The sequence below is a fragment of the Rahnella sp. 1L-D-7-B-C2 genome, from assembly GCF_057290995.1.
Genome location: NZ_JBXAVQ010000009.1, coordinates 34,752 through 53,009, shown reverse-complemented (window position 1 = coordinate 53,009; position 18,258 = coordinate 34,752). Strand labels below are relative to the sequence as shown.

Sequence of the window (18,258 nt, the reverse complement as noted above, 5' to 3'; positions counted from 1 at the left end):
TTTCCATTTGTCTAATCCGCAAAGCGGGTTTCAAGTTCACTGAGTTAAACGTGTCGTCTGGCTTAGAAAGCGCGTTGATAAGGCAGTATGCCGGTGGCCAACATTTCTTTCGTTCCAAGGGTTTGATTGTTTCCCAGGCCTCTAAGTTCAATGTTGAAACCAATCTTATTGTCATACTTACTTTCTGACTTAACGGTGTCGTAGTTGGTGATCTTACGTTCGTAGCCGACGTTGATAGCCCAGCAACAGGTGTTGTATTGCAGGCCGATTAACTGGTCTGCGGGTTGCTGTGCTTTGGTATCGTAATAGTAAGCACCGACAATCGCCCAGCGATCGGCGATGGGCCAGCTGGCGATACCACCGACCTGAGAAATCCCGTCCTGATAGCCTGCATTTTTCACATTAGGCAACGTAGCCTGAATATATTCCGGGCTGGCATAACGGTAGCTCAACTGAACCATTCTTTCTGAGTCAGCTTTGTACTCAAGGACGGCATCACCAACGGCCAGCGAATCCAGACGAGTGTCATACTGCACGCCGCCACGAACACCCCAGAAATTGTTGATTTTATAGTAGGTATCACCTGCCCAGACCAGGCTACCGGTATCGTCGTTTTTATCCAGTGCGCTGTTCTGGTCGCCGGTACGCGGTGGCTGGAAGTAATAAATCTGACCCGCAGACGCATTGAAGCGTTCTACCAGGCCTTCATCATAAATACGTGTCGTTAAACCACTTGCCACCTGATTAGCTGAAGCAATACGGTCGAGTCCACTGTAGCTCTTATCACGGAACAGGCCGGTGTAGTCGGACTGTAACAGTGTGGAGTCATAGACGTTGATTGAGCTTTGATTACGATAAGGGATGTAAAGATACTGTACACGCGGCTCCAGCGTTTGCGTGTAATCACTGTTCCAGTCCATGTTGCGGTCAAAGACCATTTTGCCGTCGCTTTTAAACTCAGGCATAACACGATTTACCGACGAACGCAGTTTAGTATCCTGATTAGCATCGTAATAATTATCCGAAATAGTCTGCTGATAGTGGGTCGCCATCAGTTTTACTTCATTATCGAGACTTCCCCAGCGGTTGCTCAGCGGCAGGCTGATGGTTGGTTCGATATGAGTACGGACGGCTTCCGGGTTATCCGGGTTTACGCTGGTAAACTTCGCGGCCTGGCCATAAATATGCAGGTCGAAAGGCCCCACATCATTTTTGTAATAATTGACATCTAGCTGTGGCTGGGCACGGTAAGCATTGGTGTTGCCGTAATCGGAGAATACCTGGAACTGTTTACTGGCAAGCGTCGCGTTCCAGTTTTCATTGAAATAGCCGACGCTGAATTTTTGCGTCGCATAGCCGTCTGTACTTGAACCGTATTTCGAATCGAAATCGGTGAAGTAGTACGGGTCGCTAACTTTGGTGTAGTCGACGTTGAAACGCCATACCTGATCGTAAACACCTGAATGCACCCAGTAGTACATCCAGCGTTTAGTCTTGTCGCTGATACGGTTTTCATCTGCGACGTACTGGTCATCAATTTTCTTATCATTACCGAGGTAGTCAAACTCCATCAAACCTGCACCGGCGACGGTCAGATAGCGGAATTCGTTCTGCAATTGCAGACCACGGTTACTCATATAGTTTGGCGTGATGGTGGCATCGTAGTTAGGCGCAATGTTCCAGTAGAAAGGAACGGTGGCACCGAAACCGTTATTGCTGCTGTATTTCGCGTTCGGGATAAGGAAACCAGAACGGCGGCGGTCGCCGATAGGCAACTGCATATACGGGCTGTAGAACACCGGCACCGGGCCGATGTGGAAGCGCGCATTCCAGATTTCTGCCACTTCCTCCTGGCGATCCTGAATCACTTCAGAACCTACAACGCTCCAGCTGTTATCGCCAGGCAGACAGGTGGTGAACGTGCCGTTGTCCATGATGGTGTAGCGGTTATTATCACGCTGCTTCATCTTGTCGGCGTCACCCCGTCCCTGACGGCCTACCATCTGGTACGTTCCGTCCTGAACATCGGTATCTTTGGTGGTCAGGTTCGCAAAGCCCTTTGGTCCGTTCAGCTTGATTTGGTTATCGTTATAACGCACGTTGCCGGTCGCTGTGGCGGTACGGGTCGGTGTGGGCTGATTAGGATTAGCGATTTGATTGAGCTGAACCTGATCGGCATCCAGCGTACTGTTGCCCTGTACGACGTTAACGTTTCCGCTAAACAGTGCATTATCAGGGTAGTTGCCGGTTGCCTTATCGGCATTGATGGTCACAGGCAGTGAGTTAGGATCACCCTGCACCAGAGGTTTGTCATAGGTCGGAACGCCGAGCATACATTGTGCAGCAAGGTCGGCCATTGCGCCGTGACTGTACAATGCCGACCAGATTGTGGCGGCCAGCATTGTGGGTAAGCGTGTATTCAGACGTCTGTTTTTCATACGTAAAATGGTGTTCCGTCATCAGAGGCATCATGCCGGCAAACGGTCAGAGACTATCTCACTCATCATGGTTGCGCTAGTGTTAAATCCCACCTGTTACGTTGCCGCCGTTAGGCACAACGATAAATGCCGGTTATGATAAAGCAATTTTTAAGCGACGGCATGGCGAATTGAGGAGTATATGCAGTATTGGGGAAAACTGCTCGGACTTATCCTTGGCTATATGTCAGGGACAGGCTTCTGGGGGATTGTATCAGGGTTGTTGATTGGGCATATGTTTGACACCGCGCGCGCTGCAAAACGCCGCGGTTATTTCACCGATCAACAGACACGTCAAACCATCTTCTTCCGCACCACATTTGAGGTGATGGGGAATCTGACTAAATCGAAAGGCAGGGTTACTGAGGCCGATATCCAGATAGCCAGCCTCTATATGGAACGTATGCAGTTACACGGCGAGCAGCGCAATGCCGCGCAGCGCGCCTTTCGCGACGGTAAAGAATCCAATTATCCGTTGCGGGAGAAAATGCGGGAATTACGCAGTGCGTGTTTTGGTCGTTTCGACCTGATACGGACTTTTCTGGAAATTCAAATCCAGGCTGCCTATGCCGATGGTTCGTTGCACCCCAATGAACGGGAAGTGCTGTATGTGATCGCCGAAGAGCTCGGTATTTCGCGCATGCAGTTCGATCAGTTCCTGCGCATGATGGAAGGCGGCCAGCAGTTCGGCGGCGGTCAGCAGGGCGGCCGGTCTTACGGTGGTGGTTATCAGCAGGCACAACAAGGCCCGACGCTGGCCGATGCCTGCAAAGTCCTGGGCGTGAAGGCTACAGACGATGCAACCACCATCAAGCGTGCTTACCGTAAGCTGATGAGCGAACACCATCCGGATAAACTGGTGGCGAAGGGTTTACCGCCAGAAATGATGGAAATGGCGAAGGAAAAGGCGCAGTCGATTCAGGCGGCGTATGACCTTATCAAGCGTGAGAAAGGGTTTAAGTAGGATTTTCTGACCGGAACGTAATGCAAAAAGGCGCTGAATTCAGCGCCTTTTTTACATTCAGGGACTAAATTCTTCCCTTAAAAATCCGGTTCGCAGTTAAACACCAGTGGCGCATCAGTAATCGGATGATAAAAAGACAGCTCCTGCGCGTGCAGTTGCAGGCGGGGGGAGGCGGCCAGTGCGTCGGGATGCGCATAGAACTTATCACCGAGGATAGGATGCCCGAGTGCCAGCAGATGAACGCGCAGCTGATGCGAACGTCCGGTGATCGGCCGCAGTTTGACGCGTGTTGTACCGTCATCATCCCACGACATCACTTCGTATTGCGTCAGCGCCTTTTTGCCAGTCTCGTGACACACCTTTTGCTTCGGTCTGTTCGGATAATCGCAGATCAGCGGCAAATCAATGATGCCGTAATCGTCTTCCATCTTTCCCCAGACGCGCGCGATGTACACTTTTTTGGTTTCGCGTTCCCGGAACTGACGCTTGAGCTCGCGCTCGGCGTCTTTGGTCAGCGCGACGACAATCACGCCGCTGGTCGACATATCCAGACGATGCACCGATTCCGCGACCGGAAACGCCTGCTGAATGCGGGTCATCAGGCTGTCCTGATGCTCCGCTAATTTCCCCGGCACGGACAGCAGACCGCTTGGCTTATTAACCACCATGATGTGTTCATCCTGAAAAATCACCTGCAACCAGGGATCGGTCGGTGGATTGTAGTTTTCCAGCGGCCGGGTGTTCGAAGGGACAGGGATGTTCGGTTGATGTTCGCTCATAGCGGTTTCAGTCTGTGTCAGCGTTAAAAGGAGGAAAGAGGGATGCAGGCCGGCTGCATCCCGTCAGGCTTACTGGTGGCTGACCACCACCAGGCGGATCGCATCCAGACGCCAGCTGGCATCGTTCAGATTCGCCAGCACTTGCTTACGGTTAGAGTCTACCGCGTCCAGCTCATCATCACGAATGTTCGGATTCACTTCTTTCAGCGCTTTCAGTCGGGCGAGTTCCTGCGTCAGTTGCTCGTCGGCTTCTACTTTAGCGGCTTCAATCAGTACACGCGCCTGCTCGGCAATCTGCGGTTCAGCCTGTTGCAACATGGTATGTACATCCTGCTGCACGGCATTCACCAGCTTGCTGGAGTTATGACGGTTGATGGCATTCAGCTGGCGGTTAAAGCTTTCAAACTCGACCTGAGCCGCCAGATTGGTGCCTTTGCTGTCCATCAACATGCGAACCGGCGTCGGCGGCAGGAAGCGGGTCAGCTGCAGGTGTTTCGGTGCCTGACATTCCACCACGTAAATCAGCTCCGCCAGCATAGTGCCCACCGGCAGCGCTTTGTTTTTCAGGATCGAAACCGCACAGCTGCCGGTATCACCGGAGAGGATCAGATCCAAACCGTTGCGCACGATCGGATGTTCCCAGCTGATGAACTGCGCATCTTCGCGCGACAACGCCTGTTCGCGATCGAACGTCACGGTGCAGCCATCTTCCGGCAGACCCGGGAAATCAGGCACCAGCATATGATCGGAAGGTGTCAGTACGATCAGGTTATCGCTGCGATCTTCCTGATTGATGCCGACGATATCGAACAGATTTAGCGCGAAGTTAACCAGATTTACGTCGTTATCCTGCTCGCCGATTTCCTGCGCCAGCTGCTGCGCACGCTCGCCGCCGTTGGAATGCATCTCCAGCAGACGGTCACGGCCATTTTCCAGCTTCTCTTTCAGCGCATCGTGCTCAGCGCGGCATTCGAGAATAAATGTATCCAGTCCCCCCTGCTCGGCAGGCGTGGCGAGGAAAGCTATCAGCTGTTCATAAGCGCTGTCATAAATGGTGCGGCCGGTCGGGCAGGTGTGCTCGAACGCATCCAGACCTTCGTGGAACCAGCGAACCAGCACCGACTGCGCGGTCTGCTCGAGGTAAGGCACCATAATGTCGATGTTGTTTTGCTGGCCGATACGATCCAGACGTCCGATACGCTGTTCCAGCAGATCCGGGTTGAACGGCAGATCGAACATCACCATTTTGCTGGCAAACTGGAAGTTACGGCCTTCGGAGCCGATTTCAGAACACAGCAGAACCTGCGCGCCATCTTCCTGAGAAGCGAAGTACGCGGCGGCGCGGTCACGTTCAATGATCGACAAACCTTCATGGAACACAGCGGCGCGGATCGCTTCACGCTCACGCAGAACCTGCTCCAGTTGCAGCGCGGTGGCGGCTTTGGCACAGATAACCAGCACTTTCTCGTCGCGGTTGGCGGTCAGATAGCCGAGCAGCCATTCCACGCGCGGGTCGAAGTTCCACCACGTCGCGTTCTCGCCTTCGAATTCCTGATAAATCTGCTCCGGATACAGCATGTCGTGCGCACGTGCTTCGGCGGATTTTTTCGCGCCCATGATGCCCGAGACTTTAATTGCGGTCTGATACTGCGTCGGCAGCGGCAGTTTTACCGCGTGCAGATGACGATCCGGGAAGCCTTTCACGCCGTTACGGGTGTTACGGAACAGCACGCGGCTGGTGCCATGACGGTCCATCAGCATGGAGACCAGTTGTTTGGCAGCAGCCTCGTCGCCCTGATTGGCGGCGGTCAGCAGAGCATCGGTATCGGCATTGCCGACGCTTGCACCCAGTAGCGCCAGCGCTTGTGGCGTCAGCGGTTCTTTATTGAGCAGCAGCGTGACGGCATCGGCGACCGGCTGATACTGCTGCTGTTCCTCGATGAATTCTTCGTAATCGTGGAAACGATCCGGATCGAGTAAACGCAGGCGCGCAAAGTGGCTCTCCTGCCCGAGCTGTTCCGGCGTTGCGGTCAGCAACAGCACGCTTGGTATTTGTTGGGAAAGCTGTTCAATCACCTGATATTCGCGGCTTGGTGCGTCTTCGCTCCAGACCAGATGGTGCGCTTCATCGACCACCAGCATGTCCCATGATGCGTCGGACAGCTGCTCCAGACGAGATTTGTTGCGGCGCACGAAGTCCAGCGAACAGATAACCAGCTGTTCGGTTTCAAACGGGTTGGTCGCTTCGTGAACAGATTCCGCGTAGCGATCGTCATCAAACAGGGAGAAGCGCAGGTTGAAGCGGCGCAGCATCTCGACCAGCCACTGGTGTTGCAGCGTTTCCGGCACCACGATCAGCACGCGTTCGGCGCGGCCTGACAGCAGTTGCTGATGGATTATCATCCCCGCTTCGATGGTTTTACCCAGACCCACTTCATCGGCCAGTAAAACACGCGGCGCATGACGCTGACCGACTTCATAAGCGATGTGTAACTGATGCGGGATCAGGCTGGCGCGCATGCCGCGCAGGCCGCCGAACTCCAGACGAAACTGTTCGCGCTGATATTTGCGGGCACGAAAGCGCAGGGCGAAACGATCCATGCGGTCGATCTGGCCGGCGAAGAGGCGATCCTGCGGCTTGCTGAAGGTCAGTTTGCTGTCGAGCAGCACTTCGCGCATGGCGACGCCGGTTTCTTCGGTATCAAGGCGGGTGCCGATATAGGTCAACAGACCTTTATCTTCAATGACTTCTTCGACTTGCAGCTGCCAGCCTTCGTGGCAGCTGATGGTATCACCGGTATTGAACATCACGCGGGTGATCGGGGAATCATTTCGGGCATACAAACGGTTTTCACCGGTGGCGGGGAAAAGCAAAGTCACCATGCGCACATCTATTGCAACCACGGTGCCTAATCCTAATTCGCTTTCCGTATCGCTTATCCAGCGTTGACCCAATGTAAACGGCATAATCTCTCTCTGTGTTGTGTGTTCCAGATGTGGCAACTGCGACGTCAACTGCGCAATGCTTGCTATGCCTCTGATAACGCGCGGGCAATAGTCTTCTTTCCCCGCAAGAATGCGCGGAGTGTTTCACTGTGTGAGGATGATTCAGAAATGGGAAAGGGCGCTATGGTAATGGAAGGTAAGCGATTCGTCACCTGCGAATCACCGGACCTGCGCCAACTTTTGTTTAAAACAGTCCCATCTGACCTGTAATAAGTGTAGCAAAATCGTCGTGCAGGAAAGGCAAAATGCCGTCAGCGACCGGCTCCAGCTGGCGTTCAATGTAGTGATCATAATCGATAGGAGAAAGGCGGTTCTCCAGCGGTTCCGGCCCGGACGTGGTCATCACATAGCTTATCCAGCCACCGTTCTGGTACTGCTTCGCCCGCCCGTGTAGCGCGTTGTATTCGTCGGCTAACCGCGCCGCGCGAACGTGCGGCGGCACGTTTTTCTCATAGTCGCTGAGCTTACGGCGCAGGCGTTTGCGATAGACCAGTTTATCATCAAACTCACCATTCAGCGTGCTGGCCACGTAGTCACGGACATAATCCTGATAAGGCTGACGATGGAAAATCCGCTGATAGAGTTCCTGCTGAAAGAGCTGCGCGAGCGGTGTCCAGTCTGTGCGCACGGTTTCCAGACCTTTATAGACGATGTGCTCGCCGTCGGCGTCTTTCACCAGCCCGGCGTAGCGTTTTTTACTGCCCGTTTCCGAACCGCGAATGGTCGGCATCAGAAAGCGCTGGTAGTGTGTTTCAAACTCCAGTTCCAGCGCGCTTTCCAGCCCGTATTGCTGCTGTAAATGATCTTTCCACCAGGCGTTTACCCGTTCAACCAGATGACGTCCAATCACGTCTGCCTCTTCCTGACTGTGCGCTTTATTCAGCCAGACGAAGGTGGAATCGGTATCGCCGTAAATCACCTGATGGCCTTCGGCCTCAATCAGTTCGCGGGTCTGACGCATGATATCGTGGCCGCGCAGCGTAATTGACGATGCCAGACGCGGATCAAAGAACCGGCAACCGCTCGACCCGAGCACGCCGTAAAAGGCATTCATGATGATCTTCAGCGCCTGAGACAGCGGTTTATTTTTCTGCTGTTTAGCGGCTTCACGCCCTTGCCAGATCTGACGGACGATCTCCGGCAGGCAATGCTTTTCGCGCGAGAATCGCGCGTTGCGGTAGCCAGGCACCGAGTGTTCATCGTCTGGTTGCGCCAGCCCGGCGACCAGCCCGACCGGGTCGATCAGGAAGGTGCGGATAATCGACGGGTACAGGCTTTTATAATCGAGCACCAGCACCGAGTCGTACAAACCGGGGCGCGAATCCATCACAAATCCGCCGGGACTCATTTCGCCCTCCAGCTCGCCCAGATTGGGCGCGACATAACCGGCGCGGTGCATACGTGGTAAATAAAGATGAGTGAATGCCGCCACCGAACCGCCGCTGCGATCGACCGCCAGACCGGTGACTGAGGCACGTTCCAGCAGGAACGGCATCAGCTCCGTTTTAGCAAAAATACGGGTGACCAGTTCGCAGTCTTTCAGGTTATAACGGGCCAGCGCAGGTTTATCTTCACGAAATCGCTGTTCGATTTCTGCCAGCCGCTGATAAGGGCTGTCGCTGGATTTCCCCTCGCCCAGCAAACTTTGCGACACGAATTCGAGGCTAAATGAATTGAAGTTCCAGAATGCGGACTTCAGGGCTTCGATGCCGTCGATGATCAGCCGTCCGGCGGCGGCGGCAAAAAAGTGCCCTTGTTTGAAACCATGCTCACGCCATTCCAGCTCGCCGCCGTCGCGACCAAACCGCAACGGGATCTTGTAACGCTCCGCGTGTTTTTGCAGTACGCGCAGATCAAACTGCACCACGTTCCAGCCGATGATGGCGTCCGGATCGTACCGTTCCAGCCATTCATTTAGCTTTTGCAGCAGCTGCGGGCGGCTGTCGACGTATTCCAGATGAAAATCGAACTGACTGTCCGGGTCGCCGTTTGGCGGCCCGAGCATATAGACGTGGCGCTGCCCGCAGCCTTCCAGCCCGATGCAGTAGAGCTCGCCGTTACCGCTGGTTTCGATATCCAGCGAACAGAGCTTCATCGGCGGGCGGTAGCCTTCGGCAGGCTTCATTTTTGTATCGAGCAGCAGATTGCCCGGCCCCGTTTTCCCGCTGAACCAGACCGGCGCGGTGATATAACGCTCCATCAGAAAACGTTCCGGCGGGCGGATATCTGCTTCATAAACCTGAACGCCGGCTTCTTTCAGCAGCTTTTCGATACGCATCAGCTGGCGATGCTGCGGGCAATAAAGGCCGAGAACGGGCCGCGAATGGAAATCCTGCATCGGCAATGCGCGCAAGCTGATATTTTTTTCATCGGCCAGAATTCGTTCGGCCTGAGCCTTTTGTTCCGCCGGAATAAACGCCACGGACTCCTGCAACGGCAGGCGAACTTTTTGCGCCCCCTCGTCCGTCGCCAGCCACAATTCCACCTCGGTACCACGCTGTGTGTCGCGCCAGTGGCGGGTTAGCACAAAACCCTGACGCGGTGCGGCATCAGCGGGGGCAGAAGAGGAACGTGCGGTTGGGGAGTTAATAAGCGCCTCGAAACGACAGGGATAAACAGAAGATCACTAAAAACAGAGTATGGTTATTTATACAGTCTTTGTCCATGACTTAGGGCTCAGCCAAATACGCATACAATTACGCGGTTGACTGTAAAAGTTCATGCGCTGACAATTCAGCCGCTTAATGTTTTGACTACAATGAGAATGCAAAAAACTCACATTTGTCTCATTTATCTGCGCAATTCGCGTAACTGAATACTGGGAATTTATGGAAGCCTATCTACAACATCTGGTCGCTCAGTCGGTGGGCTTTGCTTTAATTATCGTCGCTGTCGTGGCATTTTTCGAATCGCTGGCGTTGGTCGGGCTGATCCTGCCCGGCACGGTGATGATGGCCACGCTCGGAACGCTGATCGGCAGCGGTCAGGTCGGCCTGTACGAAGCCTGGCTGGCGGCCGGACTCGGCTGTTTCCTCGGCGACTGGGCATCTTATTTTATCGGACGTGGATTCAAAGAACCGCTGCACCGCTGGCGTTTCCTTCAGCGCTATCAGTCCTTACTGGATAAAACCGGTTACGCCCTCGATCGCCACAGTTTTGCCACGGTGATTTTAGGGCGCTTTATCGGCCCGACGCGCCCGCTGGTGCCGCTGGTCGCCGGTATGCTTAATCTGCCGCCGTATAAGTTTGCGCCGCCGAATATTGTCGGCTGTATCACCTGGCCGCCGGTGTATTTCCTGCCGGGGATCCTGGCGGGTGTCGCCATCGACATCCCCGCCAGCCATAACAGCGGCGTATTCAAATGGATGCTGTTTATCAGTGTGATGCTGATCTGGCTCACTGCCTGGCTGGCGTGGCGCTGGTTCCGCGCCGGTAAGGGCTCGCCGGACATGATGACCAAATGGTTGCCGCTGACGCGATTAAAAGTGGTGTGCGTGCTGAGCGTGGTGGCGACGGTGGTCAGCATTGTGATGCTCAGCAAGCAGCCGATGATGCCGGTTTACGGCCATCTGTTGTGGAAAGTGATCACCCGCTGATCGGGCTGATGCCTAACACTTTGGCTTCCGGCGCACTGCCGTCCACCAGCGCCTGTGTCGGCCCGTCGTAGAAAATTCTGCCATCGACCACCAGCAGCGTGCGCGGAGCAATCCGCGCCGCGTCATCCAAATTATGCGACACCATCAGCAGCGTCAGATTACGCTGCCCGCAGACCTTATCCAGTAAGTTCAGCATTTCACTGCGCAGCGCCGGATCGAGCGCCGAGAAAGGTTCGTCGAGCAGCAAAATTGGCTGGCTGCGCAACAGACAGCGCGCCAGCGCCACCCGCTGTCGCTGACCGCCGGAAAGCTGCGAAGGCAGACGATCCAGACAATCGCTCAGCCCGACCTGTCGGGCAATCTCCTCCAAATCCCGCTTTTGCTGCGCGCTGAGTTTTAGCCCCGGATGTAACCCCAGCCCCATGTTCTGACGCACGGTCAAATGCGAGAACAGATTGTTCTCCTGAAACAGCATCGACACCGGACGTCTGGCCGGCGGTGTCACGCTGTGATCGTCGCCGTTGAGCAAGATCTGTCCGCTCACTGGCGCGAGAAAACCGGCAACCAGGCTCAGCATGGTACTTTTCCCCGCACCGCTCGGGCCGAGGATTGCCACGCGTTCGCCCGAGCCGATGCGTAAATCAAAGCGCATCGGCAGATGCTCGTACAGATAAGTCAGTTTATTCAGCGTCAGCATGGCGGCCCGGCAGTTTCTCGATCAGGGTAAATAACAGGAAGCACAGCAGCAGTAATAACAGTGCGGTTACCGCGCCGTCCTGACTGCGGTAGGAACCGATCTGCTGATACAAATAAAACGGCAGCGTGCGAAAATTCTCGTTGCCGAACAACGCGATCACGCCGAAATCCCCCAGTGACAGCACGCAGGCAAACGCCAGCGCCTGGGAAATAGGGCGTTTCAGCGCACCCAGTTCCACCCGGCGCAGCCGCTGCCAGCCGTGCATATTCAGCGAAAGGCACAGCGGGTTGTAGCGTTCGGCCACGTCGCGCATCGGGTTATCCAGCACTTTTAACGCATAAGGCACCGCCATCAGCGCATTGGTGAGGATCACCAGCGGCCAGGGCGATTGCGGTAAACCGGTCGTATCGCCGAGCAGCAGGAAAAATCCGGTCGCCAGCACGATGCCCGGCATCGCGAGGATCAGCATACCGCTGAGATCCATCGCCTGTGCCCAGCCGTTAAGCTTGCGCAAACGCAGTTCGCGGCTGCTCCACAGCAACATCATGGTCAGCAGTACACAAAGCAATCCGCTGCCCAGTGCAATCCGCACTGACGTCCACAACGCCTGCCAGAGCGCGGCCTGTTGCAGAACGCTGACGGCGGCGCGATTCACACCGTCAAAAATGACTGCCAGCAGCGGCGGCAGGATCAGCAGCAGGGCAAGGCCGATCAGCACGCCGTCGGCGAGGCGGCGCGGCAGGGAATCATCAGGATTACGCCAGCGCTGAGCGTGCGTTTGTCCGACCGGCAGCGCCTGACTGAGTTTCTGGCTCAGCAACACCAGCGCCAGACAGCAGAACAGCTGGATCAGCGCCAGCGTGGCGGCACGTCCTAAATCGTAGTCATAACTGAGCGCCTGATAAATAGCCAGTTCAATAGTGGTCGCCTGCGGCCCTCCGCCGAGAGACAGCACGGTGGCGAAGCTGGCAAAGCACAGCATGAAGATCAGCGCCGCGGCAGGGAAAATCTGGCGGCGCAGGGCGGGCCATTCGACAAAGCGGAACTGCTGCCACGCGTTCATTCCCAGTTGCGCCGCGAGCTGGCGTTGTTCGACGGCGATATTCTCCAGCGCCTGCAACAACAGGCGGGTGGCGAGCGGCAGATTGAAGAAAATATGCGCCAGCAAAATGCCCTGTAAGCCGTAGGGCGAAAAATGATAATCCACACCGAGCCAGCCGCACAGCTGCGCCAGCCAGCCTTGTCTGCCGTAGACGCTGAGAATACCAAACACGGCCACCAGCACTGGCAGCACCAGCGTCATGGCACATAAACGAAGTAGTAACTGACGGCCGGGAAAACGACGGCGGAACAGCGCCCGCGCCAGAAAAATCGCGGGCAGCACCGAGCAGAGCGCCGAAAGCAGCGCCTGCCAGAAGGTAAAACGGATCACATGCCAGAGATAGGGATCCTGCCAGAGCGAGGCGCCACTCATCTGCGGCGCATGACGCCACAGAGAGCCAAGTGCCAGCGCAGCCACCAGCAACATCGCCAGCGAGGCCACCGCGCCTGGCCACAGCCAGCGCGGGATCAACGGCTGACGGCGTTCTGCCATGCCTGGATCCATTCTGTGCGGTGAGTAGCGACATCCTGCGCGCTGTATTGCAGGGATTTCGCCGGCACCTTCAGTTGATTAAAGGCGTCAGGCAGCGGTGTGGCGATCACCGGATACATCCAGTTACCGGTCGGGATCACTTTCTGGAAATCGTCGGTAGTGACGAATTTCATAAACTGTTCAGCCAGCTTCGGTTGCTTGCTGTTTGCCAGCTGGCCCGCCACTTCCACCTGCATGTAATGACCTTCGGTGAAATTGGCCGCCGCGTAGTTATCCTTCTTTTCTTCGACAATGTGATAGGCCGGAGAGGTGGTGTAACTCAGTACCAGATCGCTTTCACCCTTGAGGAATAAGCCGTAGGCCTCGCTCCAGCCTTTAGTGACGGTGACGGTTTTCTTCGCCAGCTTCTGCCATTCTTGCGGCGCTTTATCGCCATAGACTTTTTGCATCCACAGCATCAGGCCCAGACCCGGCGTGCTGGTGCGCGGATCTTCGTAGATCACTTTCCAGTTCTGATCGCTGTTGATCAGCTCATCAAGACTTTTCGGCGGATTTTTTAGTTTGTTTTTGTCGTAGACGAATGCGAAATAGCCGTAGTCGTAAGGCACAAATGTGCTGTTATCCCAGCCGCCGGGCACGGTCAGTTTGGCATCGGTTTTCGGTGCCTGGGCGAAAAGCCCCGTTTGCTCTGCGGCCTGTAGCAGATTGTTATCCAGACCGAGCACCACGTCCGCTTTGCTATTTTTGCCTTCCATCCGCAGACGGTTGAGCAACGACACACCGTCTTCCAGCGCGACGTATTTCAGTTCGCAGCCGCATTGGGCTTCAAAGGCTTTTTTGATAGCAGGGCCGGGGCCCCAGTCGGCAGAAAATGAGTCGTAGGTATAAACCGTCAGGACCGGTTTGGCCGCGAAGGCTGGGGCAGACAGTAACAGCAGGCAGGGCAGTAATTTTTTCAACTTTGCGCTCCAAAAAAATAAAGGGGCAAAGGATTTTGAGTGAGCGAGGCACAGTCTCAAATCCCTCCGCCGGTATCAACCGGATCAGGTTCGACGGGTGTAAATCTCAGCCAAACTTGCTCACGGCGTTTACATCGCTGCTTTAACAAGTTGGGCACCCCGTTGAGAACGGATGTCATTCTAGAGATTAACGCGGCAATGCGATAGTCCGATTAACTGTCAGGGGGCGCAAACCAGGCGGATTTAAAGTCGAACCAGCCAAGGGTGTTCATGCGCACGCCGCGCATACTGCGTTGCCCTTGCAGAACTAACCAGTGATGGAACAGCGGATGAATGTGATGGCTGCCGACCTGTTTCTGGCTCCATTCGGCCATGGAGAATTTGCCCGCGTGCCATAACGCGGCGTCCTCGCTCATGTCATTGCTAAAACAGTACGCGGCTAACGGCAGCTCGAAGAATGTCGCGAACAGAGAGAATTCCAGCGGCAGGGTGAAGTTGGCGCTGCCGAGCCACACATCGCTTTTCACCTCGCCGCGATGCCAGACGGCGTAATCCACAATCTGAATAATCAGTTCGATACCTTCCGCCGCCAGCAGCGGACGCAGTGCGTTGCAGATCGCGTGATGCTCCGAATGCTCGCTGTAAAACGTCAGCGTAATGTGTGTCAGACCCTGGGGTTTTATCGGGCGCGCCTGCGAATCTTTATGATGCCAGCGTGGCAACAGGCCGTAGGCCGGCGACCAGTAGCGCTGGTAAATCGGTTCTGCGGCGTTAAGTAATGCAATCGGGCTGAGCAGTTCGCAGAGCCATTCGCGGATGTCATCCTGCTGGCCGACCGGCGAACGCTGATCGAACAGCAAGAAATAGCAGCCTTCCTCCAGACGGCTTTCCAGCTCGCTTTTACCGGATTCATCTGCCTGTAACTGCACGCCGGAATGGACCAGATCTTCAGTCAGCTCCGGGAGTACCCAGATATTCACTTCATCTATCAGCGCGCGGAAACCGAAATACTCGTCAAACGCGCGGATACGCAGCTGCGTTTTCTGATTGCGCACCACAGCGTAAGGGCCGGTGCCGACCGGATGGCGGGCAAAGTTGGGCAGAGACTGCCATTCTTGCGGCAGGATCATGGCGTGAACATTGCCAAACAGCCATGGCAGCCAGCGGTCGGGAGTCAGCAGATAGATATCGATCACATTGGGTGTGGGCGAGGAAACTGACGCGAGATTGCTAAATAACCGGTGATTCTGTTGCAGGCGGATAAATGTGGCGATGATATCCGCCATCTCCAGTTCACGGCCATGATGGAAATGGATCGCCGGACGCAGATAAAACCGCCAGTGGAGCGGTGTGATTTCCTGCCAGTGGTGGGCCAGATCGGCTTCTACTTCCCCTTTTTCCTCATTTATGCGCGTCAGACCGCTGAAGATTTGCCGGGCGATGTGTGTTTCAGAACGGCGCAACATGGTGCCGGGCAACAGGTTAAACAGCGGACGATAATACAGCACGCGTAGAATGTGTTTGCCCTGACGGAAACTGCGGCCTAACTGTGACAGCAGCATCTGGCGCACCTGCGTTTTATCCCCCACCAGTTGCACCAGTTGTTCTATTTTATCTTGCTCGAGAAGCTCTTCGGCGCGCTGCTGCTGGAGCGCCAGCCCGGTATACAGAAAGGTCAGTCTGGAGCGTTTGCCGCGTCCGGCTTCGGCATTCCACGTCAGCCAGCCCAGTTCCTGCATGGCGCTAAGCAACGAACGCATGTGCCGCCGTGAGCAGCTCAGGATCCCGGACAGCGCCTGCAAGGTCGTTTCGGTTTCTTCGCCGTGACAGAACTGCCACAACCGGATGAACTGCTGTTGTAAGCGCGGTGAGGTCATAAAAGAGGAACTCCATGGGCGATCTTCATCAATTTATCTTTCCTCATATTACTCCGATACTGTTTCTCAACGAAAGCCTGTTGTGAACACCCGGAGGTCATCATGAAATGCACTTTGAATGCCCGTTTTTATCAGCGTTATTTCTCCGCTATCAGCAGCGCTGCCATTCAACGCAATGCGGCAAAAAATCATGCTGACTGGCTATCCTGGGTGCCGGTGGATTACCGGATGGATATTCTTTCGAGGCTGACCCAGTGGGATATGGAGTCGCTGAGTGAGGAGCAATATCGTCAGCGGATCTGACCTTCTGCCCGCAGGCACGACCAAATTCGATTTTCTGAGTAATGGTGTAATTTCACCAGCCAGTGGGGTAACTCACTGGTTTTTTTATATCCATTTTTCAGAACCGCTCGAAACCCCTTAAAACTTAGCTACACTGGGGGTCTTGTTTGTAAGACATTCATTTCTCAGGGACGACGTCATGCCGAAACCTCGTATTAATGCCATTTATGTCACCTTTCTGGTGGTGTCCTTACTGTGTGGTATCGCAGGCGCGTTACAGGCGCCGACGCTCAGCCTGTTTCTGACCAATGAAGTGAAAGTTCGCCCGTTGTGGGTCGGTTTCTTTTATACCGTCAACGCCATCGCCGGGATTGCGATCAGTTTCCTGCTGGCGAACCGTTCTGATAACAAAGGTGACCGCCGCAAGCTGCTGATCTTCTGCTGCCTGATGGCCATCGGGAACAGTCTGGTGTTTGCGTTCAGCCGCGACTATCTGGTGCTGATCACCGTCGGTGTATTGCTGGCAGCGATCGGGAATGCCTCAATGCCGCAGCTGTTTGCGCTGGCGCGTGAACATGCGGATCGTTCGTCGAGCGAAGTGGTGATGTTCAGCTCGATGATGCGTGCGATGCTCTCGCTGGCGTGGGTTCTCGGCCCGCCGCTTTCTTTCATGCTGGCGCTTAATTACGGGTTTACGCCGATGTATCTGAGCGCCGCCGTGGTGTTTGTCGGCAGTATCCTGATGATTGTCTTCTTCCTGCCGTCTGTGCCGCGCGTCGAGCAGCCGGTGGATGAAAAAGTGGTGCCGGTCAGCGCGTGGCGCAATAAAGATGTGCGTTTGCTGTTCTTCGCATCCTTACTGATGTGGACCTGCAATATCATGTACGTGATTGATATGCCGCTTTATATCACCAGCGATCTGGGCTTGCCGGAAGGGCTGGCGGGCTTGCTGATGGGGACGGCGGCAGGGCTGGAAATTCCGGCGATGTTGCTCGCGGGTTATCTGGTCAAACGTACCGGTAAACGCAAGCTGATGCTATATGCGGTGGCGAGCGGGGTGGTTTTCTACGCCGGACTGGTTTTGTTCCAGTTCAAAGCCGCGCTGATGATCCTGCAGCTGTTTAACGCGATTTTCATCGGCATCGTGGCGGGTATCGGGATGCTCTATTTTCAGGACCTGATGCCGGGTCGTGCGGGTTCTGCGACGACGTTGTTCACCAACAGCATTTCCACTGGCGTTATCTGCGCGGGTTTATTGCAGGGCTTTATCGTCGAAAGCTTCGGGCATTATCCGGTGTACTGGGTAGCGACGGCGCTGGCGATTATCGCACTAGGCCTGATGTATAAAGTCAAAGACGTCTGAATGAGATGAAAAGAAAAACCCGCGAAAGTCGCGGGTTTTTTTGCTACCGGGGACGCAATCAGTTCATAAAGACAGGCTGATTCTTCTCGTAAGCGGAGATATTTTCTTCGTGTTGCAGCGTCAGACCGATGCTGTCCAGACCGTTAATCATGCAGTGACGGCGGAAGCTGTCGATCACAAACGGATAGCTTTTATCACCGGCTTTGACCGTCTGCGCTTCGAGATCCACTTCAAAGGTGATGCCTTCATTGTCTTTTACCAGCGCGAACAGCTCATCAATTTCTGCATCACTCAGGGTGATGGGCAGCAACTGGTTGTTGAACGAGTTACCGTAAAAGATATCGGCAAAGCTTGGTGCGATCACCGCGTGGAAACCGTAGTCGGTCAGCGCCCACGGCGCATGTTCACGAGAAGAACCGCAGCCAAAGTTTTCACGCGCCAGTAAAATGCTCGCGCCTTTATAGCGCGGCTGATTCAGCACGAAATCCGGGTTAGGCACCTGACCGGCGTCGTCCAGAAAACGCCAGTCGTTAAACAGGTGTTGACCGAAACCGGTGCGGGTCACTTTCTGCAAAAACTGTTTCGGAATGATGGCATCGGTATCGACGTTAGCGGCATCCAGCGGAACCACCAGACCAATGTGTTGGGTAAATTTAGCCATGGT

13 protein-coding genes and 1 riboswitch are annotated in these 18,258 nt (G+C 55.0%); of the genes, 4 read left to right on the top strand and 9 right to left on the bottom strand.

All coding sequences use genetic code 11. From position 1 onward, the window contains the following. Positions 1–62 precede the first annotated feature (62 nt). Positions 63–2,438, bottom strand: a complete 2,376-nt coding sequence (gene lptD, locus AC0Z7K_RS15480; protein WP_485615103.1) for an LPS assembly protein LptD — start codon at positions 2,436–2,438, stop codon at positions 63–65. A gap of 181 nt (positions 2,439–2,619) precedes the next feature. On the opposite strand from lptD, the gene djlA reads away from it, so the two are divergent. Then, a complete protein-coding gene (gene djlA, locus AC0Z7K_RS15475; protein ID WP_485615102.1) occupies positions 2,620–3,441 on the top strand; it encodes a co-chaperone DjlA in 822 nt (273 codons plus the stop codon). Between the two features lie 77 nt (positions 3,442–3,518). On the opposite strand, the gene rluA is transcribed toward djlA, so the two are convergent. The 3 genes from rluA to AC0Z7K_RS15460 all read right to left on the bottom strand — a co-directional run bounded on the left by rluA (position 3,519) and on the right by AC0Z7K_RS15460 (position 9,816). Continuing rightward, positions 3,519–4,220 (bottom strand): bifunctional tRNA pseudouridine(32) synthase/23S rRNA pseudouridine(746) synthase RluA, encoded by a 702-nt coding sequence (rluA, locus tag AC0Z7K_RS15470; protein ID WP_485615101.1) that lies wholly within the window; start codon positions 4,218–4,220, stop codon positions 3,519–3,521. Between the two features lie 69 nt (positions 4,221–4,289). Then, a complete protein-coding gene (rapA, locus tag AC0Z7K_RS15465; RefSeq protein WP_485615100.1) occupies positions 4,290–7,187 on the bottom strand; it encodes an RNA polymerase-associated protein RapA in 2,898 nt (965 codons plus the stop codon). A 223-nt stretch (positions 7,188–7,410) separates the two neighbouring features. After that, on the bottom strand, positions 7,411–9,816 hold the full coding sequence (locus AC0Z7K_RS15460) for a DNA polymerase II (protein ID WP_485615172.1): 2,406 nt from the start codon (positions 9,814–9,816) through the stop codon (positions 7,411–7,413). Positions 9,817–10,054: 238 nt separating this feature from the next. On the opposite strand from AC0Z7K_RS15460, the gene AC0Z7K_RS15455 reads away from it, so the two are divergent. Next, positions 10,055–10,822: a DedA family protein gene (locus AC0Z7K_RS15455; protein ID WP_413527807.1), complete on the top strand. Its 768-nt coding sequence runs from the start codon at positions 10,055–10,057 to the stop codon at positions 10,820–10,822. On the opposite strand, the gene thiQ is transcribed toward AC0Z7K_RS15455, so the two are convergent. The 4 genes from thiQ to sgrR all read right to left on the bottom strand — a co-directional run bounded on the left by thiQ (position 10,812) and on the right by sgrR (position 15,949). Further along, positions 10,812–11,519 carry a thiamine ABC transporter ATP-binding protein ThiQ gene (gene thiQ, locus AC0Z7K_RS15450; protein ID WP_413527808.1) on the bottom strand — a complete coding sequence of 236 codons (708 nt, stop codon included), beginning with the start codon at positions 11,517–11,519 and terminating at the stop codon, positions 10,812–10,814. The two genes, AC0Z7K_RS15455 and thiQ, sit on opposite strands and share 11 nt — an antisense overlap. Continuing rightward, positions 11,503–13,113, bottom strand: a complete 1,611-nt coding sequence (thiP, locus tag AC0Z7K_RS15445; protein WP_485615099.1) for a thiamine/thiamine pyrophosphate ABC transporter permease ThiP — start codon at positions 13,111–13,113, stop codon at positions 11,503–11,505. Before thiP ends, thiQ begins: the two co-directional genes overlap by 17 nt. Then, positions 13,089–14,072 carry a thiamine ABC transporter substrate binding subunit gene (gene thiB / locus AC0Z7K_RS15440; protein WP_413527810.1) on the bottom strand — a complete coding sequence of 328 codons (984 nt, stop codon included), beginning with the start codon at positions 14,070–14,072 and terminating at the stop codon, positions 13,089–13,091. The genes thiP and thiB overlap by 25 nt, the downstream gene beginning before the upstream one ends. A 43-nt stretch (positions 14,073–14,115) precedes the next feature. Further along, positions 14,116–14,244, bottom strand: a riboswitch (TPP riboswitch). Positions 14,245–14,284: 40 nt separating this feature from the next. Then, positions 14,285–15,949 carry an HTH-type transcriptional regulator SgrR gene (gene sgrR, locus AC0Z7K_RS15435; protein WP_485615098.1) on the bottom strand — a complete coding sequence of 555 codons (1,665 nt, stop codon included), beginning with the start codon at positions 15,947–15,949 and terminating at the stop codon, positions 14,285–14,287. Between the two features lie 102 nt (positions 15,950–16,051). On the opposite strand from sgrR, the gene sgrT reads away from it, so the two are divergent. Together sgrT and AC0Z7K_RS15425 are read left to right on the top strand one after the other, a co-directional pair. Beyond that, positions 16,052–16,252 (top strand): glucose uptake inhibitor SgrT, encoded by a 201-nt coding sequence (gene sgrT / locus AC0Z7K_RS15430; RefSeq protein WP_413527812.1) that lies wholly within the window; start codon positions 16,052–16,054, stop codon positions 16,250–16,252. A gap of 178 nt (positions 16,253–16,430) precedes the next feature. Next, positions 16,431–17,594, top strand: coding sequence for an MFS transporter (locus tag AC0Z7K_RS15425; protein ID WP_485615097.1), 1,164 nt, complete (start codon positions 16,431–16,433; stop codon positions 17,592–17,594). Positions 17,595–17,652: 58 nt separating this feature from the next. Here AC0Z7K_RS15425 and leuD read toward each other — a convergent pair whose 3' ends face one another. Further along, positions 17,653–18,255, bottom strand: a complete 603-nt coding sequence (leuD, locus tag AC0Z7K_RS15420) for a 3-isopropylmalate dehydratase small subunit (RefSeq protein ID WP_485615096.1) — start codon at positions 18,253–18,255, stop codon at positions 17,653–17,655. Positions 18,256–18,258 lie beyond the last annotated feature (3 nt).

Excerpts from the sequence above, each read along its gene's own strand:
- lptD (WP_485615103.1), bottom strand. The coding sequence starts at position 2,438 with ATGAAAAACAGACGTCTGAATACACGCTTACCCACAATGCTGGCCGCC.
- djlA (WP_485615102.1), top strand. The coding sequence starts at position 2,620 with ATGCAGTATTGGGGAAAACTGCTCGGACTTATCCTTGGCTATATGTCA.
- rluA (WP_485615101.1), bottom strand. The coding sequence starts at position 4,220 with ATGAGCGAACATCAACCGAACATCCCTGTCCCTTCGAACACCCGGCCG.
- rapA (WP_485615100.1), bottom strand. The coding sequence starts at position 7,187 with ATGCCGTTTACATTGGGTCAACGCTGGATAAGCGATACGGAAAGCGAA.
- AC0Z7K_RS15455 (WP_413527807.1), top strand. The coding sequence starts at position 10,055 with ATGGAAGCCTATCTACAACATCTGGTCGCTCAGTCGGTGGGCTTTGCT.
- thiQ (WP_413527808.1), bottom strand. The coding sequence starts at position 11,519 with ATGCTGACGCTGAATAAACTGACTTATCTGTACGAGCATCTGCCGATG.
- thiP (WP_485615099.1), bottom strand. The coding sequence starts at position 13,113 with ATGGCAGAACGCCGTCAGCCGTTGATCCCGCGCTGGCTGTGGCCAGGC.
- sgrR (WP_485615098.1), bottom strand. The coding sequence starts at position 15,949 with ATGACCTCACCGCGCTTACAACAGCAGTTCATCCGGTTGTGGCAGTTC.
- sgrT (WP_413527812.1), top strand. The coding sequence starts at position 16,052 with ATGAAATGCACTTTGAATGCCCGTTTTTATCAGCGTTATTTCTCCGCT.
- AC0Z7K_RS15425 (WP_485615097.1), top strand. The coding sequence starts at position 16,431 with ATGCCGAAACCTCGTATTAATGCCATTTATGTCACCTTTCTGGTGGTG.
- leuD (WP_485615096.1), bottom strand. The coding sequence starts at position 18,255 with ATGGCTAAATTTACCCAACACATTGGTCTGGTGGTTCCGCTGGATGCC.